At 70.4% G+C, this 25,600-nt stretch carries 26 protein-coding genes; 16 read left to right on the top strand and 10 right to left on the bottom strand.

Annotation, left to right across the window (positions count from 1 at the left end; all coding sequences use genetic code 11):
- Window positions 1-95 precede the first annotated feature (95 nt).
- From ADL29_RS09395 to ADL29_RS09415, 5 genes are read right to left on the bottom strand one after another with little or no spacing between them, the layout of a single operon-like run.
- Window positions 96-1,127 carry a glycine betaine ABC transporter substrate-binding protein gene (locus ADL29_RS09395; RefSeq protein ID WP_053923227.1) on the bottom strand — a complete coding sequence of 344 codons (1,032 nt, stop codon included), beginning with the start codon at window positions 1,125-1,127 and terminating at the stop codon, window positions 96-98.
- The gene (locus ADL29_RS09400) at window positions 1,127-2,005 is read right to left on the bottom strand and encodes an ABC transporter permease (RefSeq protein ID WP_053923228.1); all 879 of its coding nucleotides are present in this window, start codon (window positions 2,003-2,005) and stop codon (window positions 1,127-1,129) included. The genes ADL29_RS09395 and ADL29_RS09400 overlap by 1 nt, the downstream gene beginning before the upstream one ends.
- A complete protein-coding gene (locus ADL29_RS09405) occupies window positions 2,002-3,249 on the bottom strand; it encodes an ABC transporter ATP-binding protein (protein WP_053923229.1) in 1,248 nt (415 codons plus the stop codon). Before ADL29_RS09405 ends, ADL29_RS09400 begins: the two co-directional genes overlap by 4 nt.
- A gap of 37 nt (window positions 3,250-3,286) precedes the next feature.
- Window positions 3,287-3,934, bottom strand: a complete 648-nt coding sequence (locus ADL29_RS09410) for an ABC transporter permease (protein ID WP_053923230.1) — start codon at window positions 3,932-3,934, stop codon at window positions 3,287-3,289.
- Window positions 3,935-3,950: 16 nt separating this feature from the next.
- Window positions 3,951-4,418: an Lrp/AsnC family transcriptional regulator gene (locus ADL29_RS09415; protein WP_053923231.1), complete on the bottom strand. Its 468-nt coding sequence runs from the start codon at window positions 4,416-4,418 to the stop codon at window positions 3,951-3,953.
- Between the two features lie 129 nt (window positions 4,419-4,547).
- Here ADL29_RS09415 and hppD point away from each other — a divergent pair, with 129 nt between their 5' ends.
- From hppD to ADL29_RS09435, 4 genes are all read left to right on the top strand, one after another.
- Window positions 4,548-5,702, top strand: coding sequence for a 4-hydroxyphenylpyruvate dioxygenase (gene hppD, locus ADL29_RS09420; RefSeq protein ID WP_053923232.1), 1,155 nt, complete (start codon window positions 4,548-4,550; stop codon window positions 5,700-5,702).
- Between the two features lie 67 nt (window positions 5,703-5,769).
- Window positions 5,770-7,143, top strand: coding sequence for an FAD-binding oxidoreductase (locus ADL29_RS09425; protein ID WP_053923233.1), 1,374 nt, complete (start codon window positions 5,770-5,772; stop codon window positions 7,141-7,143).
- Window positions 7,144-7,206: 63 nt separating this feature from the next.
- On the top strand, window positions 7,207-7,497 hold the full coding sequence (locus ADL29_RS09430; protein ID WP_046927827.1) for a hypothetical protein: 291 nt from the start codon (window positions 7,207-7,209) through the stop codon (window positions 7,495-7,497).
- A 73-nt stretch (window positions 7,498-7,570) separates the two neighbouring features.
- Entirely contained in the window at window positions 7,571-9,070 is a 1,500-nt protein-coding gene (locus ADL29_RS09435) for a dihydrolipoyl dehydrogenase family protein (RefSeq protein WP_053923234.1), read from the top strand.
- Between the two features lie 12 nt (window positions 9,071-9,082).
- Here the strand turns inward: ADL29_RS09435 and ADL29_RS09440 are convergent, their stop codons facing one another.
- Window positions 9,083-9,556 (bottom strand): SsgA family sporulation/cell division regulator, encoded by a 474-nt coding sequence (locus ADL29_RS09440; RefSeq protein ID WP_053923235.1) that lies wholly within the window; start codon window positions 9,554-9,556, stop codon window positions 9,083-9,085.
- A gap of 249 nt (window positions 9,557-9,805) precedes the next feature.
- On the opposite strand from ADL29_RS09440, the gene ADL29_RS09445 reads away from it, so the two are divergent.
- Window positions 9,806-11,269, top strand: a complete 1,464-nt coding sequence (locus tag ADL29_RS09445) for an RDD family protein (RefSeq protein WP_053923236.1) — start codon at window positions 9,806-9,808, stop codon at window positions 11,267-11,269.
- A gap of 134 nt (window positions 11,270-11,403) precedes the next feature.
- The gene (locus ADL29_RS09450) at window positions 11,404-12,099 is read left to right on the top strand and encodes an RDD family protein (RefSeq protein ID WP_053923237.1); all 696 of its coding nucleotides are present in this window, start codon (window positions 11,404-11,406) and stop codon (window positions 12,097-12,099) included.
- Between the two features lie 33 nt (window positions 12,100-12,132).
- Here ADL29_RS09450 and ADL29_RS09455 read toward each other — a convergent pair whose 3' ends face one another.
- The gene (locus ADL29_RS09455) at window positions 12,133-12,432 is read right to left on the bottom strand and encodes a hypothetical protein (RefSeq protein ID WP_046927832.1); all 300 of its coding nucleotides are present in this window, start codon (window positions 12,430-12,432) and stop codon (window positions 12,133-12,135) included.
- Window positions 12,433-12,873: 441 nt separating this feature from the next.
- Between ADL29_RS09455 and ADL29_RS09460 the strand changes: the two genes are divergently transcribed.
- Both ADL29_RS09460 and ADL29_RS09465 read left to right on the top strand, forming a co-directional pair.
- The gene (locus tag ADL29_RS09460) at window positions 12,874-15,246 is read left to right on the top strand and encodes an immune inhibitor A domain-containing protein (protein ID WP_107094924.1); all 2,373 of its coding nucleotides are present in this window, start codon (window positions 12,874-12,876) and stop codon (window positions 15,244-15,246) included.
- A gap of 116 nt (window positions 15,247-15,362) precedes the next feature.
- A complete protein-coding gene (locus tag ADL29_RS09465; protein ID WP_046927834.1) occupies window positions 15,363-15,749 on the top strand; it encodes a hypothetical protein in 387 nt (128 codons plus the stop codon).
- A 47-nt stretch (window positions 15,750-15,796) separates the two neighbouring features.
- Here ADL29_RS09465 and ADL29_RS09470 read toward each other — a convergent pair whose 3' ends face one another.
- Window positions 15,797-16,393 (bottom strand): isochorismatase family protein, encoded by a 597-nt coding sequence (locus ADL29_RS09470; RefSeq protein ID WP_053923239.1) that lies wholly within the window; start codon window positions 16,391-16,393, stop codon window positions 15,797-15,799.
- A 125-nt stretch (window positions 16,394-16,518) separates the two neighbouring features.
- Complete coding sequence (locus ADL29_RS09475; RefSeq protein ID WP_053923240.1) at window positions 16,519-17,847, bottom strand: nicotinate phosphoribosyltransferase; 1,329 nt, start codon at window positions 17,845-17,847, stop codon at window positions 16,519-16,521.
- 142 nt (window positions 17,848-17,989) lie between these two features.
- Between ADL29_RS09475 and clpS the strand changes: the two genes are divergently transcribed.
- The 8 genes from clpS to ADL29_RS09510 all read left to right on the top strand — a co-directional run bounded on the left by clpS (window position 17,990) and on the right by ADL29_RS09510 (window position 24,148).
- Window positions 17,990-18,298: an ATP-dependent Clp protease adapter ClpS gene (gene clpS, locus ADL29_RS09480; protein ID WP_030072305.1), complete on the top strand. Its 309-nt coding sequence runs from the start codon at window positions 17,990-17,992 to the stop codon at window positions 18,296-18,298.
- On the top strand, window positions 18,298-18,888 hold the full coding sequence (locus ADL29_RS09485; protein WP_053923241.1) for a DUF2017 domain-containing protein: 591 nt from the start codon (window positions 18,298-18,300) through the stop codon (window positions 18,886-18,888). The genes clpS and ADL29_RS09485 overlap by 1 nt, the downstream gene beginning before the upstream one ends.
- A gap of 387 nt (window positions 18,889-19,275) precedes the next feature.
- Window positions 19,276-20,703: an amino acid permease gene (locus ADL29_RS09490; protein WP_046927838.1), complete on the top strand. Its 1,428-nt coding sequence runs from the start codon at window positions 19,276-19,278 to the stop codon at window positions 20,701-20,703.
- A gap of 79 nt (window positions 20,704-20,782) precedes the next feature.
- The gene (locus tag ADL29_RS09495; protein ID WP_053923242.1) at window positions 20,783-21,208 is read left to right on the top strand and encodes a M67 family metallopeptidase; all 426 of its coding nucleotides are present in this window, start codon (window positions 20,783-20,785) and stop codon (window positions 21,206-21,208) included.
- A gap of 107 nt (window positions 21,209-21,315) precedes the next feature.
- Complete coding sequence (locus tag ADL29_RS42430) at window positions 21,316-21,489, top strand: putative leader peptide (protein ID WP_342671148.1); 174 nt, start codon at window positions 21,316-21,318, stop codon at window positions 21,487-21,489.
- Between the two features lie 127 nt (window positions 21,490-21,616).
- Window positions 21,617-21,922, top strand: coding sequence for a MoaD/ThiS family protein (locus ADL29_RS09500; protein WP_053923243.1), 306 nt, complete (start codon window positions 21,617-21,619; stop codon window positions 21,920-21,922).
- A 2-nt stretch (window positions 21,923-21,924) separates the two neighbouring features.
- Window positions 21,925-22,875 carry a PLP-dependent cysteine synthase family protein gene (locus ADL29_RS09505; RefSeq protein WP_053923244.1) on the top strand — a complete coding sequence of 317 codons (951 nt, stop codon included), beginning with the start codon at window positions 21,925-21,927 and terminating at the stop codon, window positions 22,873-22,875.
- Window positions 22,876-23,395: 520 nt separating this feature from the next.
- On the top strand, window positions 23,396-24,148 hold the full coding sequence (locus tag ADL29_RS09510; RefSeq protein WP_053923245.1) for an MBL fold metallo-hydrolase: 753 nt from the start codon (window positions 23,396-23,398) through the stop codon (window positions 24,146-24,148).
- A 111-nt stretch (window positions 24,149-24,259) separates the two neighbouring features.
- Here ADL29_RS09510 and ADL29_RS09515 read toward each other — a convergent pair whose 3' ends face one another.
- The gene (locus tag ADL29_RS09515; RefSeq protein WP_053923246.1) at window positions 24,260-25,513 is read right to left on the bottom strand and encodes a PTS transporter subunit EIIC; all 1,254 of its coding nucleotides are present in this window, start codon (window positions 25,511-25,513) and stop codon (window positions 24,260-24,262) included.
- Window positions 25,514-25,600: the final 87 nt, after the last annotated feature.

The raw sequence follows: 25,600 nt of genomic DNA on the forward strand, positions 1-25,600 counted from the left end.
GTCAATGCTGCGGTCTCTGCGGCGACGCCGCAGATGTTCGTTTTGGGCAGCATGAACCATACGTGATCTTGCGGGGCACCCGGACTCTTTTGGCACTATCCGCCGCCCTCCTTGATGAACCCCTCCTTGACCAGCCAGTTCTTGGCGACCTCGTGCGGGTCCTCGCCGTCCACGTCCACCTTGCGGTTGAGCTCCTGGGCGACGGTGTTGTTCAGGGCCCTGGTGACCGGCGCGAGCAGGGGGGCGATCCCCGGGTACTTCTTCATCGTTGCGGCGTTCATCTCGGGTGCCGCGTTGTAGTTCGGGAAGAAGTGCTTGTCGTCGGCGAGGACCTTCAGGCCCATCACCCCGATCCGGCCGTCGGTGGTGAAGACCTCGCCGAAGGTGCAGGAGGTGCCCTGCCGGGTCTCGGTGTACACGACGCCGCCGGTCATCTTGCGGATGTTGCCGGAGGGGATGGTCATGCCGTAGGTCCGCGCCATGCCGGGCAGGCCGTCGTTGCGGGTGGCGAATTCGTTCTCCACGCACAGTGTGACCGCGCCGGGGTTCCGCTTCAGCAGCGCCGCGACGTCCGAGAGGTTCTTGACCGGGTACTTCTTGAGGTTGGCGGCGTTCAGCGCCAGCGCGTAGGTGTTGTTGAGGCTGGACTGCGGCAGCCACACGATGCCGTTCTTGCGGTCCGCGTCGCGCACCGCCGCCCACTGCTGGTGGATGTCCGGGATCGGCTTCACATGGCCGAGGTGGGTGATCCAGCCGGTGCCGGTGTACTCGTACATCCCGTCCGCGGTGCCGGTGCGTACGGCCTCGCGGGCGCCGATGGTGCCCTGGATGTTGGTCTTGTCGATGACGGTGGCGCCCGCGGCCTTGAAGACCAGGCCCATGATCTGGCCGAGGACGAGGTTCTCGGTGAACTCCTTGGACGTCACGGTGAGCGTGGCGCCCTTGAGCGGCAGGCCCCGGCCGACCGTGCCGGGCCTGACGCCGTCGGTCATCGGGCTGCCGCTGACCAGCCCGCAGCCGCTCAGCGCGGCCCCGGTGAGCAGCAGCCCGGCCAGCGCGACGGCGGCGGTACGGTGCCGGCCGGCCGTACGGGGGCGGGGGCGTCGGATCGTTCGGCACAGCGCCATCAGCTCGTCCCCTCCAGGCCGCGCGGCCGCAGCAGCAGTTCGGCCAGCGAGGCCAGCCACTCCACGAGCAGTGCCAGCGCCACCGTCAGCACCGAGCCGAGGATCAGTACGGGCATCCGCTGGGTGATGATGCCCGCCGAGATCAGATCGCCCAGCCCGCCGCCCCCGCCGAAGGTGGCCAGCGTCGCGGTGCCGACGTTCAGCACGAGCGCGGTGCGCACCCCCGCCAGGATCAGGGGCACGGCCAGGGGGAGCTCCACCTTGCGCAGCACGCCCGTCGGGGACATGCCGATACCGCGGGCCGCCTCGGTCAGCGTCGGGTCGATGCCGCGCAGCCCGGCGATGGTGTTGGCCAGTACCGGCAGCACGGCGTAGATGACCATGCCGACGATGGCGGAGCGCGCGCCGATGCCGAGCCAGATGACCAGCAGCACCAGCAGGCCCAGGGCGGGGATGGCCTGGCCGAGGTTGGCGACGGCCATCGCGACGGGGGTGGCCCTGCGCAGCCTGGCGCGGGTCAGCGCGATGCCCAGCGGGATCGCGATGATCAGCACGAAGAAGGTGGAGACCGCGGTGAGCTGGATGTGCTGGCGCAGCGCCAGCCACACCTTGCCGTTGTCCACGGCCTGGTGCGCGATGGAGTCCAGGCGGGCGCCGCGGAACCACAGCCAGGTGGCGAGCAGCGCGGCCACCAGGAAGACCGGCATGAACGTCCACTTCTGCCAGCTGATCCGGCGGGCACCGGGAGCGGGGGCGCGGACCGGCGCCTCCCCGGCGGCGGTCTCCCGTTCCGCCATGTCCGCGTCGTCCAGGTGGGCGAGCCCGTCCACCTTGCGGCCGCCCGACGCGCCCCCGCTGCCGCCCGGCCCCGAGGTCATGCCCGGCCCCCCGGGCCGCCCTCGCCGGTGTCCAGGCCCTCCTGCGCCAGCCGGGTCTCGCGTTCCCGCTGCTCCTGGAGGTCGTGCTGATGCGCCAGGGCCTCCAGGCGGTCCGCCTCCAGCAGTTCGTGGACGTTGTTCATCAGCGTCTCCACGTCGACCACGCCGGTGTACTCGCCGCGCCGCCCGGTGACCGCGACCCGCCCGGCGTTGTCGGTGAGCACCGCCTCCAGCGCATCGCGCAGCGTGGCATCGCGGGTGACCGTGTCGGTGACGAGCGTCCCGGCCCGCGCCAGCGATCCCTTGGCCCGCGACAGGTCGCCCCGCCGCAGCCATTTGTACGGGCGCCGGTTGCGGTCCAGCAGCAGCAGCTCGTTGGTGGCGCCGGAGCGCAGGGTGTCGAAGATGTCCTGGAGGGGGTCGTCGACGCCGGCGGTCGGGAAGTCGACGACGCCCACATCCCGTACGCGGGTGAGGTTGAGCCGTTTGAGCGCCGCGCCCGCGCCCACGAAACCGGAGACGAAGTCGTCCGTGGGGTTGGTCAGGATCGCCTCGGGGGTGTCGAACTGGGCGATGTGCGAGCGCTCGCGCAGGACGGCGATGCGGTCGCCGAGCTTGATGGCCTCGTCGAAGTCGTGGGTGACGAAGCAGATGGTCTTGTGGAGCTCGTGCTGGAGCCGGATCAGCTCGTCCTGGAGGTGGTCGCGGGTGATCGGGTCGACCGCGCCGAACGGCTCGTCCATCAGCAGCACGGGCGGGTCGGCGGCGAGCGCGCGGGCGACGCCGACGCGCTGCTGCTGGCCGCCGGAGAGCTGGCGTGGGTAGCGGCCGTGGAATTCGCCCGGGTCCAGCCCGACCAGGTCGAGCATCTCCTCCACCCGGCTGCCGACCCGTGCCCTGGACCAGCCGATCATCTTCGGGACCAGCGCGATGTTCTGGGCGACCGTCATATGGGGGAAGAGGCCGGACGCCTGGATGGCGTAGCCGATCTTGCGGCGCAGTCTGACCGGGTCCATGTCGGTGACGTCCTCGTCGCCGATCCGGATCCGCCCCGAGGTCGGCTCGATCAGCCGGTTGATCATCTTCAGGGTGGTGGACTTCCCGCATCCGGACGGGCCGACGAAGATCACCGTCTCGCCGGCCCTGACCTCCAGATTGACGTTGTCCACCGCGGGGCCGGTGCTCCCCGGATAGATCTTCGTCAGGTTCTCCAGGTGGATACGGGCCCCGGAGGTGGCCGTCATCGCGCTCCTGCCGGTGCTGGCGCTGGTCCCGGACGGCTCAGGCACGGATCCCCCTGGAAATGGTCAGACGTCCGATCAGGACGTATGCGGCGTCGAAGAGAAGAGCGAGGATGACGATCCCGACGGTGCCGGCGAGCACCTGGTTGAGCGAGTTGGCGCTGCCCAGCGAGGCGATCCCGCGGAAGATCTCGTTGCCGAGGCCGGGGCCCGAGGCGAAGGCGGCGATCGCGGCGATGCCCATCAGCATCTGGGTCGCGACCCGGATGCCGGTCAGGATCGGCGGCCAGGCCAGCGGCAGTTCGACGCGGACGAGCCGGGCGGTGCGCGACATCCCGATGCCCTTGGCCGCGTCCACCAGCGCCGGGTCCACCCCGCGCAGCCCGACGATGGCGTTCCGGACCACCGGCAGCAGCCCGTACAGCGTCAGCGCGATGACCGTCGGGGGGACGCCGAGGCCGACGACGGGGATCAGCAGACCGATCAGCGCCAGTGACGGGATGGTGAGAACGGTGGCGGTCGAGGTGGTGGCGAGACCGCCCGCCCATTCGCTGCCGTAGGTGACCACGCCGATGAGGACGCCCAGCACGGTGGCCAGCACCATGCACTGGAAGACCACGCTGGCGTGCTGATACGTATCCGTCAGCAGCTGGGCGTGCCGGGTGCCGACGTACTCCCAGAAGCTCACTCGGCGTTCTCCTCGGTCAGTCCCCCGATGCCTGCTTCACCAGGGGGATGATGCGCAGCGGAACCGGGTTTTCCATGACGATTGCCGTCGAAGCCCGCACAATGCCATCAAAACCCACCACCAGGTCGATCACACGCTGCAGATCCGCGTTGGAACGCGCGACCAGCCTGCAGAGCATGTCCCCATGTCCCGTCGTTGTATGCAGCTCCAGCACTTCGGGAACGGTCGCCAAGTGGGCACGGATATCGCTCCCTTGCCCCTGCTTGATCTCCAGCGTGGCGAATGCGGTCACCGGATAGCCCAGTGCGGCCGGGTCCACATCCGGCCCGAACCCCCTGATCACTCCATTCGACTGAAGGCGGTCCAGCCGCGCCTGCACCGTCCCGCGCGCGACCCCCAGCCGCCGCGACGCCTCCAGCACCCCGATCCGTGGCTCCAGCGCGAGCAGCTCCAGCAGCGCCCCGTCCAAATGATCGATCGACATCGTCCATGCCTCCGAAATCCTTGGTCATCATGTACAGATAGCCCGGAGCAACGGGCTATCCCCTATACAGAATGCCCACCACATACGGAAACTATTGCGCACCTTGTGGATGGGAGGGACTCTGCCGCCATGGCAGACACCACGATGCACACCCAGCCCACCACCCCCGGCACGGCCCGGCAGGCCGACCCCTTCCCGGTCAAGGGGATGGACGCGGTCGTCTTTGCCGTGGGCAATGCCAAACAGGCCGCCCACTACTACTCCACCGCCTTCGGTATGACCCGCGTCGCCTACAGCGGACCGGAGAACGGCAGCCGCGAGACCGCCAGTTACGTCCTCGAATCCGGCGGCGCCCGCTTTGTCTTCACCTCCGTCATCAAGCCCACCACCGACTGGGGCCGCTTCCTCGCCGACCATGTCGCCGCCCACGGCGACGGCGTCATCGACCTGGCCATCGAGGTCCCCGACGCCCGCGCCGCCTACGCCCACGCGGTCGAGCGCGGCGCCAAGGGCCTGACGGAGCCGTACGAGGAGAAGGACGAGCACGGCACCGTCGTCCGCGCCGTCATCGCCACCTACGGCCAGACCCGCCACACCCTCGTCGAGCGCACCGGCTACGACGGCCCCTACCTGCCCGGCTACGTCGCCGCCGAGCCCGTCGTCGAACCGGGCCCGCGCCGCTTCCAGGCCATCGACCACTGCGTCGGCAACGTCGAACTCGGCAAGATGGACGAGTGGGTTGCCTTCTACAACAACGTCATGGGCTTCACCAACATGAAGGAGTTCGTCGGCGACGACATCGCCACCGAATACTCCGCCCTGATGTCGAAGGTCGTAGCCGACGGCACCCGCAAGGTGAAGTTCCCGCTCAACGAGCCCGCCATCGCCAAGAAGAAGTCCCAGATCGACGAATACCTGGAGTTCTACGGCGGCCCGGGCGTCCAGCACATCGCGCTCGCCACCAACGACATCGTCGCGACCGTACGCGCCATGCGCGCGGCCGGAGTCCAGTTCCTGGACACCCCGGACTCGTACTACGACACCCTCGGCGAGTGGGTCGGCGAGACGCGCGTGCCGATCGACACGCTGCGCGAGCTGAAGATCCTCGCCGACCGCGACGAGGACGGCTATCTGCTGCAGATCTTCACCAAGCCGGTCCAGGACCGCCCGACCGTCTTCTTCGAGATGATCGAGCGGCACGGCTCGATGGGCTTCGGCAAGGGCAACTTCAAGGCCCTCTTCGAGGCCATCGAGCGCGAGCAGGAGCGCCGCGGCAACCTCTGAGCCCGGCCCGGCCCGTGGGCCGTACACGATCTTCCGTGTACGGCCCACGGATGCCAGGCTGGGCCCCATGGACCCCAAGGACCTCATCGCCCGACTGCGCACCGGCCTCCCCGCGGACGCCGTGCTCACCGACCCCGACGTCACCGGCTCCTACGCCAACGACATGGCGAACTTCTGCGCGGCGGGCACCCCCGCCGTGGTCGTCCTGCCGCGCACCGTCGAAGAGGTCCAGCACGTCATGCGGACGGCGGCACAGCTGCGGGTCCCCGTCGTCCCGCAAGGGGCACGGACCGGGGTGTCGGGGGCCGCCAACGCCACCGACGGCTGCATAGTGCTCTCCCTGGTCAAGATGGACCGCATCCTGGAGATCAACCCCGTCGACCGGCTCGCCGTCGTCGAACCCGGCGTCATCAACGCGGTCCTCTCCCGCGCCGTCAACGAACACGGCCTGTACTACCCTCCCGACCCCTCCAGCTGGGAGATGTGCACCATCGGCGGCAACATCGGCACCGCGGCGGGCGGCCTGTGCTGCGTCAAATACGGCGTCACCGCCGAGTACGTCCTGGGCCTGGACGTCGTCCTCGCCGACGGCCGCCTCCTGACCACCGGCCGCCGCACCGCCAAGGGCGTCGCGGGCTATGACCTCACCCGCCTCTTCGTCGGCTCCGAGGGCAGCCTCGGCATCGTCGTACGCGCCACCCTGGCCCTGCGCCCCAGCCCGCCCCAACAGCTCGCCCTCGTCGCGGAGTTCGCCTCCGTGGCCGCCGCGGGCCGGGCCGTCTGCGAGATCATGGCCCGCGGCCACGCCCCCTCGCTCCTCGAGCTGATGGACCGTACGAGCATCCGCGCCGTCAACGACATGGCGCAGATGGGCCTGCCCGAGACCACCGAAGTCCTCCTGCTCGCCGCCTTCGACACCCCCGACCCCTCCGCCGACCTCGCCGCCGTCGGCGCCCTGTGCGAGGAGGCCGGCGCCACCCAGGTCGTCCCCGCCGAGGGTGCCGCCGAGTCCGATCTGCTGCTCCAGGCCCGCAGGCTCGCCTTCACCGCCCTGGAGCGGATCAAGCCCGCCATGCTGATCGACGATGTGTGCGTGCCCCGCTCCCGGCTTGCCGCCATGCTCGAGGGCACCACCGCCATCGCCGGGAAATACGGCCTGACCATCGGCGTCTGCGCACACGCCGGGGACGGCAACACCCACCCGCTGGTCTGCTTCGACCCGGCCGACGCGGACGAGGAACGCCGCGCCCGCGAGTCGTTCGACGAGATCATGGCGCTCGGCCTCGCGCTCGGCGGCACCATCACCGGCGAACACGGCGTCGGCGTCCTCAAGAAGGAGTGGCTGGCCCGCGAACTGGGCCCGGTCGGACTGGAGTTGCAGCGCGGCATCAAGGACGTCTTCGACCCCCTGGGCATCCTCAACCCGGGCAAGCTGTTCTGATCTGCGGGGCGGTGGTCCGGGCCGGTGCCCCCGGCCGGTAGGGGACATGACAGAGTCGCCGGCATGGAGACCCTCATCCCCGCAGTCGTGCTCGCCGTGCTCGGCGTCGCCATGACCGTTTCGTCCGTCGACCGCCGCTCCAAGACCATCGACCGCCGGCTTCAGCGGCTGGAGCACAAGGTGGACCTGCTGCTGGAGCACTTGGGCGCCGCGGAGCCGGAAGACCCCGCCTTCAAGGAGATCGACGCCCTGGCACGCGAGGGCAAGATGATCCAGGCGATCAAGCTGCACCGGGAAACGACCGGCTCCGGGCTCGCCGAGGCCAAGGAAGCGGTCGAACGCCGGATGCGCTGACGGCGCCCCGGGCCGAGGATGGCCCAAAGGGCCCGGCGGGCCCGCCCGCCCACGCAGGGAGAGCGACGAGCCGATGGCAGCCACCGAAGCGACCCGCGCGAGTGAAGCCCCCGACGCGACCTATGACGTCCTGGTGCTGGGCGCCGGGCCCACCGGCGAGAACGTCGCCGACCGCGCCCACGCCGACGGACTGAGCGTGGCGATCGTGGAGAGCGAACTGGTCGGCGGCGAATGCTCCTACTGGGCCTGTATGCCCAGCAAGGCCCTGCTGCGCCCGGTCACCGCCCGCTCCGAGGCGCGCCGGGTCCCCGGCCTCGCGGACGCGGCGGCCGGCCCGCTCGACGCATCCGCCGTCCTCGCCCGCCGCGACGACGTCGTCGGCCACTGGAAGGACGACGGCCAGGTGCGCTGGCTGGATGCGGCCGGCATCGACCTCGTACGGGGCCACGCCAGGCTGGCCGGACCGCGGCGGGTGTCCGTCGGCGGCCGGACGCTCGCCGCGCGGCACGCCGTCGCGGTGTGCACCGGCAGCCGGCCCGTCCTCCCGCCCGTCCCGGGTCTCGCCGCCGCCAAGCCCTGGACCAGCCGCAACGCCACCAGCGCCAAGGCCGTGCCGGGCCGCCTCGTGGTCGTCGGCGGCGGTGTCGTGGGCGTGGAGATGGCCACCGCCTGGCGCGCCCTGGGCGCCTCGGTGACCCTCCTCGTCCGCGGTGACGGACTGCTGCCCCGTATGGAGCCGTTCGCCGGGCGGCTCGTCGCCGAGTCGCTCGCCGAGGCCGGGGTGTTCCTGCGTACCGGGGTCGAGGTCAGCGAGGTCCGCCGGGAGGCGCCGGGCGGGCCGGTGACCGTCGTCCTGGACTCCGAGGTTTCCGGCGGCTCCGGGGGTTCCGGGGGCTCCGGCGACGAGATCGTCGCCGACGAACTGCTGATCGCCACCGGCCGCGCCCCGCGCACCGACGACCTGGGCCTGGAGACCGTCGGCCTGGAACCCGGCTCCTGGCTCCGCGTCGACGACAGCTGCCTGGTGACGGACGTGCCCGGCGGCTGGCTCTACGGCGTCGGCGACGTCAACCACCGCGCCCTCCTGACCCACCAGGGCAAATACCAGGCCCGTATCGCGGGCGCGGCCATCGCCGCCCGCGCCCGGCAGGTCCCGATCCTGGACAGCGGCCCCTGGGGCGCACACGCCGCCACCGCCGACACCGCCGCCGTCCCCCAGGTCGTCTTCAGCGACCCCGAGGCCGCCTCGGTCGGCCTGACCGCCGCCGCGGCCGAACGCGCCGGCCACCGCATCCGCGTCGTCGACCAGGACCTCGGCGCGGTCGCCGGCGCCTTCCTGTACGCCGACGGCTACCGCGGCCGCGCCCGCATGATCGTCGACCTGGACCGCGAGATCCTGCTCGGCGCCACCTTCGTCGGCCCCGGCGTCGGCGAACTCCTCCACTCCGCCACCGTCGCGGTCGCGGGCGAGGTCCCCGTCGAGCGGCTGTGGCACGCGGTACCGGCGTACCCGACGATCAGCGAGGTGTGGCTGCGGCTGCTCGAGGCGTACCGGAGCCAGGGCCCGTCCTGAGCCCGGCACCCCTTACGCCCCCGCCTCGGGGAACTCCTCCGGTGCCCACGGACCGCTGCGCCCCTCGTCCCCCGGCGCCATGGCCAGCAGGTCGCTCAGCCCTTTGTCGAGGCTCAGGTGCCCCTGCTCCGAGCCGGGCGGCACCAGCCGCAGCGTCCGCTCCAGCCACGCCGAGACCGCCGCGGCCGGCGCCTCCAGCAGCGCATCGCCGTCCGGGGAGGTCAGCGCCATGCACACCAGGCTGCGGCCGGCCGGCCGGGCCGGCCACACCCGCACGTCCCCCTCGCCGCACGGCCGGAACACGCCCTCGACGAGCAGTTCCCGGGCGAACGTCCAGTGGACGGGGGAGTCCGAACCGATGTGAAAGGTGATGTGGACGGCGTAGGGGTCATCGGTCCGGTACGTCAGCCGGGCCGGTACCGGAATGCTGCGCTCCGGCGACAGGACCAGGCCCAGTTCGAGTTCTCGTTCCACCATGGTGTGCATTGCGCTCACGCCTCTCAGCTCTTTCCGTGGGTACGGGCGGGCGGCCGGAACCGGGCCCGTGCACAGAGAGAGCAGCTGTCGGCCGGACTCTTACACGGCTTCGCACAACTTTTTTCGCGGGCCTCTTCCAGGTGGTCGTGGGCGGGCATCCGCGCAGATGCGCCCCGGCGTCTGATAGATGTGGACGCCGCGTTGCGGCAGACTGCACCCCACACCCACCAGGCCGAGTACAGATACGGGACTTCGGACATGAGCGCCCCTACCTCAGGATCCGCCGGCGACAGCCCTACGCCAGGCTTCTACCCGGACCCGTCCATCCCCGGCTACATCCGGTACTGGAACGGTTCCGCATGGGTGCCGGGCACCAGCCGGCCGGCCCCGGCCGAGGGCGAGGCGATGCCCGCGCCGCCGCCCGGCGTGGCCCCGGTCCCGGCTCCGGCCCCGCGGACCGTCGAGGAGACCGGCCCGGTCTTCCTCGACGACGACAGCGGCGCCTCCCTGCACGGCACCGGCCAGGAACCGGCCTCCGCCTGGCAGGCCGACGCCTCCCGGCAGGGCGGCTTCGGCGGCGGCTCCCCGGTCTCCTGGGGCTCGCCCGAGTCCGGCCAGGGGCAGGCCTCCTGGGGCGCGGTGCCGGGCCAGCGCGAGGAGCAGGCCGACGGGTCCGGTGCACCGCCCTCCGAGGCCCCCGCCGACGGGACGGTCGCCATCCGGGCCGTCAAGCCGGGCCGCGGTCCCGCCGCCGACCAGGGCACCACCGCGATCCGCGCGGTCAAGCCGGGCCAGGGCGGTTCCGGTGACCAGGGCACCACCGCCATCCGCGCGGTGCGGCCGGGCCAGAGCGGTCCGGGACAGTCCGCCCAGCCCGCCGAGCCCGCCAAGAGCAATGCGACGATGGCGTTCCGGCTGCCGCAGGGCGGTGGCGTCGCTCCTTCTGCCGCCCAGCCCGCCGCACCCGCACAGGCCGCCCCGCAGGACCTGCCGTCCGTCGGCGGCCGTCAGCAGAGCGTCCCGGCCCAGCAGCCGCCGGTCCAGCAGTCACCGGCTCAGCAGCCGCCCGCCCAGCAGGGGTTCCCGGCTCAGCCCCCGCAGCCGTCCGCCCCGCAGGCCGGCTTCCCGCCGCAGGGCGGTGCCGCCCCCGGTGCCGACGGCGTCATCCCCTGGAAGCCGCCGGCCGCCGATGTCTTCTTCGCCGCCGCGCAGGCGGCGGAGGGCCGTCCGGCCGGGCTCGGCCGACGCCTCGCGGCCCGGCTCATCGACACCGCCGTGGTGGGCGCGCTCACCGCCGCGGTCGCCGTCCCGCTGTGGGGCACCGTCACCGACCACATCGACGCCAAGGTGGAGGCCGCCAAGCAGTCCGGCCGTGAGGTGACGGTCTATCTGCTCGACGGCACCACCACCCCGCTCTTCGCCGCGGTGCTGGCCGTGCTGCTGATCGGCGGCGGGCTCTACGAGATCCTGCCGACCCTCAAGTGGGGCCGCACCCTGGGCAAGAAGGTGTGCGGGGTACGGGTGCTGGACATCGAGGGCCATGACACCCCCACGCTCGGCGCGGCCGTCAAGCGCTGGCTGTGCTACAGCGTGCTGGGCATCCTGGCCGTCGGGATCGTCAATGCCGTGTGGTGCGTGTTCGACCAGCCCTGGCGGCAGTGCTGGCACGACAAGCTGGCGCGCACGTTCGTGGCCGCGGACGAGGCGGCCGCCTCGGACTGACGAGGCATCATCTCTGTGCACGCGGGGGCGGGTCCGGCGAACGGACCCGCCCCCGTGGCCCGTCCGGGGGCCGGTATCCCCCCGAACGGACGTCGCCGGATGCGGCGGGCCGCCCGAGACGGTCGACTCGGGCCATGAGCAGCGATCAGCCTCCCGGCCCCGGCTCCGGCCCCGGTGAACCGCCGGAGAACGATCCGTTCCGGAAGAAACCTCCGGAGCCGGAGCCGCCTGCCGGACCGCCGCAGGGCTCCGGACCGCCGCCCGGCTCCGAGGAGCCGCGCGCCTCCGGGCCGCCGCCCGGCGGAATCCCGTATTCCCAGAGCCCGTACGCCGACAACCCCTACGGCGGCGAATACGGCGCGGCGGATCCGCTGGCCGGAATGCCGCCACTGGCGAACCGCGGCCGCCGGCTCGTCGCGCGGATCATCGACGCGATCATCATCGGCGTACCGGTCGGGGTGATCATGAACCTGATCGTCGGCTGGGCGAACTACACCAGCACCAGCAGCATCGAGACCAGCAAACAGGCCACCGTCTCGGGTGTGACGATGCTGGTGTATCTGGTCTACGAGGGGCTGATGCTCACCAGCCGCGGCCAGACCGTCGGCAAGATGGCGATGAAGATCCGGGTCGCGATGCTCGCGAACGGCGCGGTGCCGGCCGGGCAGGCGGGCTGGATCCGGGCCGCGGTCTATACGCTGCCGGAGATCGTGCCCTGCTGCGGCTTCGTCTTCTGGCTGGTCAACGTCCTGTGGTGCACCTGGGACAAGCCGTATCAGCAGTGTCTGCACGACAAGGCCGCCAAGACCGTGGTGGTCTCGGCGGCCTGAGCGGTGCGGTGCCGGTGCTGCGTCGTCCGCCGCTCAGCGGGAGTGCTCGCCGACCCGGGCCTCGACGGGGGCCGGCACGGCGCGCAGCGGCGCGGGTGCGGCGGGCGGTGCGGGCTGCGGCCGGGCCTCCGGTGCGGAGCCGCGGCGAACCACCCGCGAGGCGGCCGGCATCGGGACCGTCATGGCCACCAGCAGTCCGAGCCCGAGCCCGGCGATGGCGATGACCGCGACCCCGATCCCGGTCTCCGTCTGCGAGAGCAGCAGCATCGCGAGGGTGGAGAGGAAGACGGTGGCCGAACCGTAGACGAGCTGGGTGGCGGTCGGACGAGGCATGGCGGAATCCGTCCTCGGAGGGTCGGCAGAGGGAGTGGGTCAGGGGCGCGCCATCACACGAGCCTACGGTCCTTACTTCCCGGACGGAACGACAGGTAAGCGTGACCTAACCCACGGCCCCGGAGCACAGGGGGCGCACGGAGGTGTCCACGATGCGGAGGAGACGTACGAGCAGAGCGGTCGGACCAGTTGGGGAGGGGGCGCATGTCTGAGAGGCATATGCGTCAACTGCGTCGGCGCGGAACCGGAGGGGTTGGCGCCGGATGTCCGATAGCCGCAACTCGCGGGCCGGTTAACGTACTTCGCTGAACATGTCCAAGTCAAGATCTGTCTTTTTCACCGCGCTTCCGGTCGAATGCCGTCGAACACTGACCAGTGACCGCTCGAAGGGGAGGGCAGCGCCAAGTGAGAGAACAGCGCCGGAGAAGAGACCGCAGAAGGGTGTTCGGACCGGCCGCCCTGGCCACGGCGATCGCCGCAGCCGGGGCGGCCGCTTTGTCGCCGGGGGTGGCCAACGCCGGGCCGCGGACGCCCGCGCCCGTCGTCAAGGGCCATGACCCCGCGCCGGAGCGGGCCGTCGACCACAACCTCAGAGGACCGTTCAGCGACAAGCAGGCGGCGCAGCGCAAGGAGGCGCTCGAGCAGGTCATATCGGGGGACGCGCGGCCCACCGAGCGCGGCGGCTCGAAGGTCGTCCAGCTGGCCCGCGGCAAATACGTCGAACTGGCCCGCCAGAAGACCGACAAGATCTTCACGATCCTGGTGGACTTCGGCGACAAGGTCGACGACACCACGATGTTCGACCCGGACGGCGACGGACCCAAGCCCCCGGTCAAGAAGTACGGCGGCGACCCCGGCCCGGCGCACAACCGGATAGCCGAGCCGGACCGTACGAAGGACAACAGCACGGCCTGGCAGAAGGACTTCAGCCGGCAGCACTTCCAGGACCTGTACTTCTCGCACGACAAGAAGAAGCAGTCGCTGGCCAAGTACTACGAGCGGCAGTCCTCGGGCCGCTACTCCGTTCAGGGCGAGGTCTCCGACTGGGTCAAGGTCGACTGGAACGAGGCCCGTTACGGTTCCAACTACTGCGGCCAGACCAACTGCGCCAACGCCTGGGACCTGATCCGCGACGGCGTCAACCGGTGGGCCGAGGACCAGAAGGCCAAGGGCCGCACCGACGCCCAGATCAAGGCCGACCTCGCCAAGTACGACCAGTGGGACCGCTACGACCACGACGGCGACGGCAACTTCAACGAGCCCGACGGCTACATCGACCACTTCCAGATCGTGCACGCCGGCGAGGACGAGTCCGCGGGCGGCGGCGTCCAGAAGAAGAACGCGCTGTGGGCGCACCGCTGGTACGCGTACGGCACCGACGCGGGCAAGACCGGGCCCGGGGACAACAAGGCGGGCGGCACCCAGATCGGCTCCACCGGCATCTGGGTCGGCGACTACACCATGCAGCCCGAGAACGGCGGTCTCGGCGTCTTCGCCCATGAGTACGGCCATGACCTGGGCCTGCCGGACGAGTACGACACCACCGGCACCGGCGAATCCTCCGTGGACTTCTGGTCGTTGATGTCGTCCGGCTCCTGGCTCGGCACCGGCAAGAACACCATCGGCGATCTGCCCGGCGACATGAGCGCCTGGGACAAGCTCCAGCTGGGCTGGCTCAGCTACGACAAGGCCAAGGCGGCCACCAAGTCGTCCCACGTGCTGGGCGTCGCCGAGTACCACACCCGGCACAAGCAGGCGGTGGTCGTCGAACTGCCCGCCAAGCCCGTGAAGACCGACATCGTCCAGCCCGCCGAAGGCACCAGGCAGTGGTGGAGCGGCATGGGCAACGACCTGAAGAACACCCTGACCCGGCCGCTCGACCTCACCGGCAAGGCCAAGGCCTTCCTGACCCTCAAGGGCTGGTGGGACATCGAGAAGGACTACGACTACCTCTACGCCGAGGTCTCCACCGACGGCGGCAGCAACTGGACCCCGCTCGACGGCACCGCCAACGGCAAGGCCATCCCCCGCGACGGCGGCGACAAGCCCGCGCTGACCGGTACCGTCTCCGCCTACCAGGACCTCGTCTACCCGCTGGACGCCTACGCGGGCAAGAAGGTCGACCTGCGCTTCCGCTACCGGACCGACGGCGGCGCCGCCCAGAAGGGCTTCGCGGCCGACACGATCAGCGTGGTCGCCGACGGAAACCCGCTGTTCACCGACAACGCCGAGGACGGCGACAACGGCTGGACCAGCAACGGCTTCTCGCACGTCGGCGCGTCCTTCACCAAGGACTACCCGCAGTACTACATCGCCGAGAACCGCCAGTACGTCTCGTACGACAAGACCCTCAAGGTCGGCCCGTACAACTTCGGCTGGACCACGGCGAAGCCGGGCTGGGTGGAGCACTTCCCGTACCAGAACGGCGTGCTCATCTGGCTCTGGGACACCTCGCAGCCGGACAACAACGTCGGGCAGCACCCCGGCCACGGGCAGATCCTCCCCGTCGACGCGCACCCCACGGCGGAGCGCTGGGCCGACGGCAAGCTGATGCGCAACCGCTTCCAGTCCTACGACTCGACCTTCACCCGCTACCGCACGGACGCCCTCACGCTCCACAAGGACGGCGTGGAGACCAAGATCGCGTCCAAGCGCGGGGTGCGGGTCTTCGACGACCGGAACGGCGTCTACTACGACAGCGCCAACCCGACGGGCGGGGTGATCGTTCCTGACACCAACACCCGAATCAAGATCACCAAGGAGGGCGAGGACGGCTCCTGGGTGACGCTCCGGGTGGGCCCGGCGAGTAAGTAAAAGATAAAATTGCAGGTCAAATGCCCCATCGGCCGTCGCCCCTAGCGGGCGGCGGCCGATTCGCGTTAGATGCGTTCTACGAGTTCCTTGTTGACGCGAAGTCTCACGGGGGAGATATGACACTGACCGGTGGCGGCTTCATCAGGCTTCCTGGCGGAAGCGTGGTGGTCGCCCTCTCGCTGCCCAGACCGCCCCACGGCGCACGTTCGGGCCCTTACGACTGCGGCTGCCGCGTCCGGGTCCTGGTGCACGCCGCAAACCGCCAGCGCGCCCTGACCAGGCTGCGCAACCACGGACTGCGGGCCGTCTATCTGCGCGGCAATTCCGAACCGCCGACTCCGGACGAGGTCACGGCCGTACTGCACCATCCGGACGGCCTGGTCTGGCGCGAGGCGCCGGACGACGACACGGAGTCCTGGCATCCGATACGGGCCCTGCTGCGGGCGCCGTCGGCGGAATTCCCGCCGTACGGCGTGCGCGGCCGGGCGGCGTCCGGCGTGTGAGGCGAGCGGGCCGCGGGGCTCGGCGTTGACCTTGCCCTTGGCGTAGGTCAGCCGCCGGCGAGGACCGGCTTCCCGGTCAGCTCCGCCCCCGCGGCCCGCAGCTCCTCCAGCGCGCGCTCGGTGGTCCCTGCGGCCACCCCCGCGGTCAGATCCAGCAGGACGTGGGTGCGCAGCCCGGCGTGCAGCGCGTCCAGGGCGGTGGAGCGAACGCAGTGGTCGGTGGCGATGCCGACCACGTCCACCTCGGTGACATTCCGCTCCCGCAGCCAGTCCGCCAGCAGCGTGCCGTTCTCGTCCCGGCCCTCGAAACCGCTGTACGCGGCGGTGTGGGCGCCCTTGTCGAAGACCGCGTCGACCGCGCCCGAGGCGACGGCCGGCGCGAAATTCGGATGGAACGAGCTGCCCTCGGTACCCGCCAGGCAGTGCACCGGCCAGGTGCGCTCGTAGTCCGGTGCTTCGGAGAAGTGGTCCCCGGGGTCGATGTGATGGTCCCGGGTGGCCACGACATGGCGGTAGCAGCCGCCGGCCGCCTGGCCCACCAGATCGGTGATGGCCGCCGCGACATCCGCACCTCCCGCCACCGCGAGGCTGCCGCCCTCGCAGAAGTCGTTCTGCACATCAACGACGATCAATGCCCGGTGCATGGTGCGTGCCTTCCGGCTGGGAATCGTGGGGAGGGGCGCGGAGTGCTGGTGTGACCGAGGGTAGCCACTCGGGACCGATTACGGGAGTGGCCGGCGGCCCCGGACCGAGGGGCCGCCGGGCCGTCTCAGGCGTACTCGGTGGGAAGGACCGGCTCGCCGCGGGAGAGCTGGGTCGCCGAGAGCGGCAGCCCGGCGCGGGCCGTGATATGGCGGGTGCGGGCGGCGTCCAGCGGCTCCCGGGCCACCACCTCGCCCCCGCGCACCAGCGGCACCAGCAGCTGCCGGTCGGCCAGCTCCTCCGGCACCGGCCCGGTGCCGACGACCTCGGCTTCCGCCACACCGTCCTCGTCCAGCCGCCGGGCCGCCCACTTCCGGCCGCCCACCGAGGTCTTGCCGCCCATCGACTTCTTCGCCACCGCCCGCAGCGGGGCATCGGGTGCGTCGCTGTCGGCGCGCGCGACCAGCTTGTAGACCATCGAGCAGGTCGGGTGGCCGCTGCCGGTCACCAGCTGGGTGCCGACGCCGTAGGCGTCCACCGGGGCGGCGGCGAGCGACGCGATGGCGTACTCGTCCAGATCGCTGGTCACCACGATCTTGGTCTTCTCGGCGCCCAGTTCGTCCAGCTGCTGGCGCACCCGGTGCGCGACCAGCAGCAGATCTCCGGAGTCGATGCGTACGGCGCCGAGGCCGGGCCCGGCCACCTCCACGGCGGTACGGACCGCCTCGGCGACGTCGAACGTGTCCACCAGGAGCGTCGTGCCGCTGCCCAGGGTCTCCACCTGGGCGGTGAACGCGTCGCGCTCGCTGTCGTGCAGCAGCGTGAAGGCGTGGGCGCTGGTGCCGACGGTGGGGATGTTGTAGCGGAAGCCGGCCGCCAGGTCGGAGGTGGTGTGGAAGCCGCCGAGGTACGCGGCGCGGGCCGCGGCCACCGCCGACAGCTCGTGGGTGCGCCGGGCGCCCATCTCCACCAGCGGCCGGTCGCCGGCCGCTACCGCCATCCGGGAGGCCGCCGCCGCCACCGCCGAGTCGTGGTTGAGGATGGAGAGGATCACCGTCTCCAGCAGCACCGCCTCGGCGAAGGTGCCCTCCACCCGCATGATGGGCGAGCCCGGGAAGTAGACCTCGCCCTCCGGGTAGCCCCAGATGTCGCCGCGGAAGCGGTAGTCGGCCAGCCAGGCGAGCGTCGGCTCGTCCAGGATGCCGCGGTTCCGCAGAAAGCCCAGAATCGTTTCGTCGAAGCGGAAGTTCTCCACCGCGTCCAGCACCCGCCCGGTGCCGGCGACCACGCCGTAGCGGCGGCCCTCCGGAAGCCGGCGGGTGAAGACCTCGAAGACGGAGCGCCGGTCCGCGGTCCCGGCCCGCAACGCGGCCTGCAGCATGGTGAGTTCGTACTGGTCGGTGAAGAGCGCAGTCGACGGCACGGCCACCGGCAGCCCCAGGTCTGCTGTGTTCATAGGAGCGATGCTACCCCCGATACTCGTCACTTTGACGATTTCCGTTCGGATGCCCGGACCGGCACCCGCGCGGACACCCGGAAGCCCCCCGACGCGACCCGCGCGAGGGGTGTTTGTGCGTCGCCCGCCCCCGGGTGGCAGCATGGGGCGTGTGAGTGTCCCAGTGGAGATCGAGCGTCCCGAGTCGAGCGAGGCCCCGTTCGAGGTTCCCGAACCCGACGTCCCGTGGGTGACGATCGTCCACAACGACCCTGTGAACCTCATGAGCTATGTCAGTTACGTCTTCCAGACGTACTTCGGCTACTCCAAGGACAAGGCCCATCAGCTGATGCTTGACGTCCACCACAAGGGCCGCGCGGTCGTCTCCAGCGGCAGCCGCGAGGAAATGGAACGCGACGTGCAGGCCATGCACGGCTACGGCCTGTGGGCCACCCTCCAGCAGGACCGCTGATGGCCGGCCACTTCGAGCCCCTGCCCGACGGCGGCGCCGCCGTCGCCCTCGACGAGGTCGAGATCTCCATCCTGCGCAGCCTCGCCGTCCAGCTGATGGAACTCATCGGCCCGGGGGAGGAGGGCGCCGAGGACGAGGACCCGCTCGCCGCCATCTTCAACGACGGCCCCAGCGAACCGCCCTCCGACCCGGTCCTGGCCCGTCTCTTCCCCGACGCCTACGGCGGCCCCGACCTCGTCCCCGACGACGACGTCCGCGCCGCCTCCGCCGAATTCCGCCGCTACACCGAGAACGATCTGCGCGCCCGCAAGCGCGACGACGCCCTCGCGCTGGTCCGTGCGCTGGACTCGCTCAGCCCCGGCATCGACCAGGGTGCGGTGCTGCGCCTCAAGCCCGACGAGTGCCGCCAGTGGCTCGGCGCCCTCAACGATCTCCGGCTCGCCATCGGCACCCGCCTGGAGGTCACCGACGAGGAGGACGGCGGCGAACTCCTCCGGCTGCCCGACACCGACCCGCGCAAGCCCATGGTGATGGCCTACCTGTGGCTGGGCGGGCTGCAGGAGACGCTCGTCGAGTCGCTGATGGGCTGAGGCGGCCAGCGGGGCGAGACCGCCGGGCGCAGGGGGAAATGCGGACCCCCGCCTCATGTGTCCGCGTAAATCCGCCCGTTTCACCCCGCCCGTTCGTCCGGTGTTCGCTCAGCGGAGGCTCAAATCCGGATAACGATCGCGTCACCGGGGTGGTACGTCTTGCCGTGGTGCTTGGCCTTTGTCCCGATTTTCCTGTGATCTGGCGCACGTCAACATTAGTTGATCTCCGTAGGACCGTGATAAATGTTCACGACCTGCCGTGCGTGACGCCACCCCTGTCGCCGCGGGAGCGCTAGCCGGCCGACCGTCGGCGGACAGGACTCCATCCGGGGGGATCGGGACCCGATCCGGACAGACCGGGTCGGTATGGAGAAAGGCGCACCATTCATGACCTCTGTGCAGGTCGACAAGCAGCACGACGGCAGTGAGGCCGCTGGAAACCCCGAAGAGGGCTATCAGCGGGGTCTGGGAAACCGCCAGATCCAGATGATCGCCATTGGTGGCGCCATCGGTACCGGACTGTTCCTCGGAGCAGGCAAGGCAATCTCCATGGCCGGGCCGAGCATCATCCTCGCCTACGCCATCGTCGGGCTGGTCATCTTCTTCATCATGCGGGCCCTGGGCGAACTGCTCATGTACCGGCCCGTCTCCGGCTCGTTCTCCGAGTACGGCCGCGAATTCCTCGGCCCGTTCATCGGCTATGTGACGGGCTGGACGTACTGGCTCTTCTGGGTCTTCACCGGCATCACGGAAGTGACCGCCGCGGCCAACTATGTCCAGTACTGGAACAAGGGCATACCGCAATGGGTCTCGGCGCTGGTCTTCACCGTCGCGCTCTTCGGTATCAACCTGGTCTCCGTAAAGATCTTCGGTGAGCTGGAATTCTGGTTCTCGATGGTCAAGGTCACCGCGATCATCGGCATGATCCTGATCGGCCTCGGCGTGATCACCCTCGGCTTCTCCGACGCCGGTGACACCGCCTCCTTCACGCTCCTGTGGTCCGACGGCGGCTTCTTCCCCAAGGGCATCGGCGGCACGCTGATGACGCTGCAGATCGTGATGTTCGCCTTCCTCGCCGTCGAGCTCGTCGGCGTCACCGCGGGTGAGGCGACCAACCCGAAGAAGACCCTGCCCCAGGCGATCAACACCGTGCCGTGGCGGATCGGCCTCTTCTACATCGGCGCGCTGATCATCATCCTGTCCGTCGTCAGCTGGACGGTCTTCAAGCCGGGCGTCAGCCCGTTCGTCGCCGCCTTCCAGCAGATCGGCCTGCCGGCCGGTGCGGCCATCGTCAACTTCGTCGTGCTGACAGCCGCGCTCTCCTCGGCCAACTCCGGCATGTACTCCACCGGCCGGATGCTGCGCGACCTCGCGCTCAACGGCCAGGGCCCGAAGTTCTTCACCAAGCTCAGCAAGACCGGCCTGCCCACCTGGGGCACCGCGGTCTCGGTCGGCATGATGCTGTTCGGCGTCTGGCTCAACTATGCGGCGCCGGGCGAGGCGTTCAACTACGTCGTCTCCTTCGCCACCATCTCCGGTATGTGGGCCTGGATCGTCATCCTGCTCTCGCAGCTGCGCTACCGTGCCAAGGCCAACCGCGGCGAACTCCCGGAGTCCGAGTTCAAGGCGCCCGGCGCCCCGTACACCTCGATCTTCGCCCTGGCCTTCATCGGCATGGTGATCGTGATGATGGGCGTCGACCCGGACGCGCGGATCTCGCTCTACGCGGCCCCGGTGTGGGTGGTCATCCTGGCCGTCGGCTACCTGGCCATCAAGCGCCGGGACGCGGCCGCCGCCGTGGCGAAGAAGGACTGACCCGGCGGACCTGTCCAGCATGCGGGCCCGTACGTACCACTCTTCGGTACGTACGGGCCCTCTGCTTATTCTTGGGCCCATGCTGACCCTCTCCAAGGCCGTCTACGACCAGATCGTCGAGCACGCCCGCCAGGACCACCCCGACGAGGCCTGCGGCGTGGTCGCGGGCCCGGCCGGCAGCGGCCGCCCCGAGCGGTTCATCCCGATGCTGAACGCCGCCCGCTCACCCACGTTCTACGAATTCGACTCCTCCGACCTGCTCAGGCTCTACCGCGAGATGGACGACCGGGACGAGGATCCGGTGATCATCTACCACTCGCACACGGCCACCGAGGCCTACCCCTCCCGTACGGACATCTCGTACGCCAACGAGCCCGGCGCCCACTATGTCCTGGTATCCACCGCCGACACCGACGACGCCGGCCCCTTCCAGTTCCGGTCCTTCCGGATCGTCGACGGCCAGGTCACCGAGGAAGAAGTCGAGGTCGTGGCGGAATACGCCTGACCGCCGACAGGGCCGCCCCTTGATCGCGTCCCACCTGACGTACACCGATCGTCCGCATCATGGGACGAGGTTCCAATACCCGGACCGGGAATCGATACGATGACCGCATGGTTGACCACGACGTGAGCGAGAAGAGGCCGGGCATGCTGCTGCCCGCTCCGCTCGCCGTCCGTCGCTCCGCATCTGCCCTGCTGGGCGCGTTCGGCTGCGGAGCCGCACGGCTGCACGTCGATCTGTGCCGCCTTTCCAGCGCCATCTGTCCGCGCTGCGCTGCCGCCTGACCTGGTCCACGCCGGGCGCGGCGCGCGCCGCTCACCCCGCACCTCCCGCGTCACCCGACGCCCCCGCCGCGCCGCAACACCGCGCGACGGACGCCCGCCACCGCCCCACTCCCACAGGAGCCCTCCCATGGCCATCGAGGTCCGCATCCCGACCATCCTGCGCACCTACACCAACAACGAGAAGGCCGTCACCGGCACCGGCGACACCCTCGCCGACCTCTTCGCCGACCTGGAGACCCGGCACGCCGGCATCCGCGCGCGCCTGGTCGACGGCGAGCAGCTGCGCCGCTTCGTGAACGTCTACCTCAACGACGAGGACGTGCGCTTCCTCGAGGGCATCTCCACCAAGCTGGCCGACGGCGACAGCGTCACGATCCTCCCGGCCGTGGCCGGCGGCTCGGGTCTGATGTCCGGCTCCGCCGGGTGGGTCTGACAGTGCGGTACGACTCCCCGCTGGCGGCGGTCGGGAACACCCCTCTCGTCCGCCTCCCGCGCCTTTCGCCCTCCGACGACGTCCGCATCTGGGCCAAGCTGGAGGACCGCAACCCCACGGGTTCGGTCAAGGACCGGCCCGCGCTGCACATGATCGAACAGGCCGAGAAGGACGGCCGGCTCACCCCCGGCTGCACGATCCTCGAGCCGACCAGCGGAAACACCGGCATCTCGCTCGCCATGGCGGCCAAGCTCAAGGGCTACCGCATGGTGTGCGTCATGCCGGAGAACACCTCCTCCGAGCGCCGCGAACTGCTTGCCATGTGGGGCGCCGAGATCATCTCCTCGCCCGCGGCCGGCGGCTCCAACACCGCCGTACGCGTCGCCAAGGAGCTGGCCGCCGAGCACCCCGACTGGGTGATGCTCTACCAGTACGGCAACCCCGACAACGCCGGCGCGCACTACGCCACCACCGGCCCCGAGATCCTCGCCGACCTCCCCTCCATCACCCACTTCGTGGCCGGCCTGGGCACCACCGGCACCCTGATGGGCGTCGGCCGCTACCTGCGCGAGCAGGTCCCCGGCGTCCAGATCGTCGCCGCCGAGCCCCGCTACGACGACGTCGTCTACGGCCTGCGCAACCTCGACGAGGGCTTCATCCCCGAGCTCTACGACGAGTCCGTCCTGACCACCCGCTTCTCGGTCGGATCCGAGGACGCGGTCCGCCGCACCCGCGAACTCCTCGCCGAGGAAGGCATCTTCGCGGGCATCTCCACCGGCGCCGCCCTGCACGCCGCCATTGGCGTCGGCAAGAAGGCGGTACGCGCCGGGGAACCCGCCGACATCGTCTTCGTCGTCGCCGACGGCGGCTGGAAGTACCTCTCGACGGGCGTCTACACCGCCGAATCCACCGAGGCCGCGATCGCCACGCTTCAGGGGCAGCTCTGGGCGTAAGCCAGGGGCGGCCGGGCGTGAGCGGCGGCTCCGGTTCCCGTGACGCACCACGGGAACACCCGCACCACCCACCACGCTGTGGCCCCGCAGGGGGCCCTCGTCACCCTTAGAGGATCTGTTCGAACGACTCCTAAGGGTCCCCGCCGGACCCCCGCCGCCGTGGCGCTTCGCCCCGGCGGTGCGGTATTTCCGGGCCTTTCGGGCCTGGCGGGGCGGAAAGCCGTCCGGCGGCACGGCGCCCGGCCGCAGCGCCGCGGGCGCGCCGGATCCGAAGACCTTACCGGGCGTAACGAACAGCCCACCCGGACTGGTGATTCCGCCCACAGCTCGCCCCGCCGGAGGCGCTCCAGGACCCTTTGCGCCGTACGCTCGTGGGCACCGCAACGACCACCAAGACCTGGCACACACCGGCAAGGACCCGCCGGGAAACGCCGCATGGACCCTCCTCCGAGCTCTCAACTGCGTTCGAGCAGGGGAGGCCCCCGGCCCGCCGCCCCCGCCCACGGAGGTTCACGCCCGCATGAAGCTCACTGTCGTCGGTTGCTCGGGGTCGTTCCCTTCGACGGAATCGGCCTGCTCGAGCTACCTCCTGGAGGCCGACGGCTTCAGGCTGCTCATCGACATGGGCAACGGCGCCCTCGGCGAGATGCAGCGCCACATCGGTCTCTACGACCTTGACGCCATCCTCCTGTCGCATCTGCACGCCGACCACTGCATCGACCTGTGCGGTTATTTCGTCGTGCGGTACTACCGGCCCGACGGCGGCCGTTGCACACCGCTGCCGGTCTACGGCCCGGCCGGCACCGAACGCCGGCTGACCGCCGCGCATGACGACCTGCCGCACGACGGGGCGATGAGCGAGGTTTTCGACTTCCGTACGCTCGCCCCCGGCACTTTGGACATCGGCCCGTTCACGATCCGTACGGAGCGGGTCAGCCACCCCGTCGAGGCCTTCGGCTTCCGTATCGAGCACGGCGGCCGGTCCCTGACGTACTCCGGCGACACCGGCCCCTGCGAGGCGCTGGACACCCTCGCCGCGGGCACCGACTTCTTCCTGTGCGAGGCCTCCTTCACCCACGGCAAGGAGGACATCCCGAACCTGCACCTCAACGGCCGGGAGGCCGGCGAACACGCCCGCCGCGCCGGTGCCGGCCGCCTGGTGCTGACCCACATCCCGCCGTGGACCGACCCGGACATCAACATCCGCGACGCGCAGAAGGTCTACGACGGCTCCGTCGAGGTCGCCAAGGCGGGCGCGACGTACGAGGTCTGACCGCACCGCCGGGCGGCCCGTCCCGCACGGCGGCGGCGCCGCAGCACGCCGAAGGCCCCGGAACCGAGGTGACGGTTCCGGGGCCCTGCCGCGTATACGGGCCGGTGGCCGCTACGCCTTCGTCAGGTCCTCGAGCTCTTCCTCGGGCTCCCGGCCCGGGGTGGTCAGGTTGAACCTGGTGATCGCGAAGCGGAACAGCGTGTAGTAGACCACCGCGAAGGCCAGCCCCAGCGGAATGATCATCCAGGGCTTGGTGGCCAGGTGCCAGTTCAGTACGTAGTCGATGGCGCCCGCCGAGAAGGTGAAGCCGTCGTGGACGCCGAGGGCCCAGGTCAGGGCCATCGAGACGGCGGTCAGCACGGCGTGGATCACATACAGCACCGGCGCGATGAACATGAACGAGAACTCGATCGGCTCGGTGATACCGCAGACGAACGACGTCAGCGCGAGCGAGATCATCATGCCCAGGACGGCCTTGCGGCGCTCGGGACGGGCGGCGTGCGCGATGGCCAGCGCGGCGGCCGGCAGGCCGAACATCATGATCGGGAAGAAGCCCGACATGAACTGCCCGGCGGACGGGTCGCCGGCGAAGAAGCGGCCGATGTCGCCGTGCGCGACCTTGCCCGCGGCGTCGGTGAAGTCACCGAGCTGGAACCACGAGACGACATTGACGAACTGGTGCATGCCGATCGGCAGCAGCGCCCGGTTGATCAGACCGAACAGACCGGCGCCGCCCGCGCCCAGGCCCGTCATCCACTCGCCGAAGCCGGTGATGGCGTTGCCGACGGGCTCCCAGACCAGCAGGAAGAGCACGCCGACGGCGGTGCCCACGAAGGCCATGATGATCGGGACCAGCCGGCGGCCGTTGAAGAAGCCCAGCCAGTCCACCAGCTTCTTGCGGTGGTAGCGCTGCCACAGGACCGCGGCGAGCAGGCCCATGATGATGCCGCCGAAGACGCCGGGGTTGTTGACGACCGGCTCGACCCACTTGCCGTCCTCAATGTGGCCTTCCTTGACGGGGAATGCCTTGAGGACATTGCTGTAGACCAGGAAGCCGACCAGGGCGGCGAGCGCCGTCGAGCCGTCCGCCTTCTTCGCGAAGCCGATGGCGACGCCTATGCAGAACAGCAGCGGCAGGTTGTCGAAGACCGCGCCGCCGGCCGCGGCGAAGACCTTGCTGACATCGATCCAGCCCAGGCCCTTCTCACCGAAGACGTCCGGCTGGCCGAGGCGGTTGAGGATGCCCGCGGCGGGCAGGACGGCGATCGGCAGCTGGAGGCTGCGGCCGATCTTCTGCAGGCCCTGGAACAGGCCCGAGCCCCGCTTCTTTGCGGGGGCCGCCTTCGCGGCAGTGTCCGAACTCATCGGATTCCTCCTGGTGAGGCGGGCACTCGGAAGAGGGGGACGGCCCGCTGGATGGTCTACCCTTGGTCTTTGGTCTACACCTTGGTC

The sequence above is a fragment of the Streptomyces chattanoogensis genome (assembly GCF_001294335.1).
GTDB classification, from domain to species: Bacteria; Actinomycetota; Actinomycetes; order Streptomycetales; family Streptomycetaceae; genus Streptomyces; species Streptomyces chattanoogensis.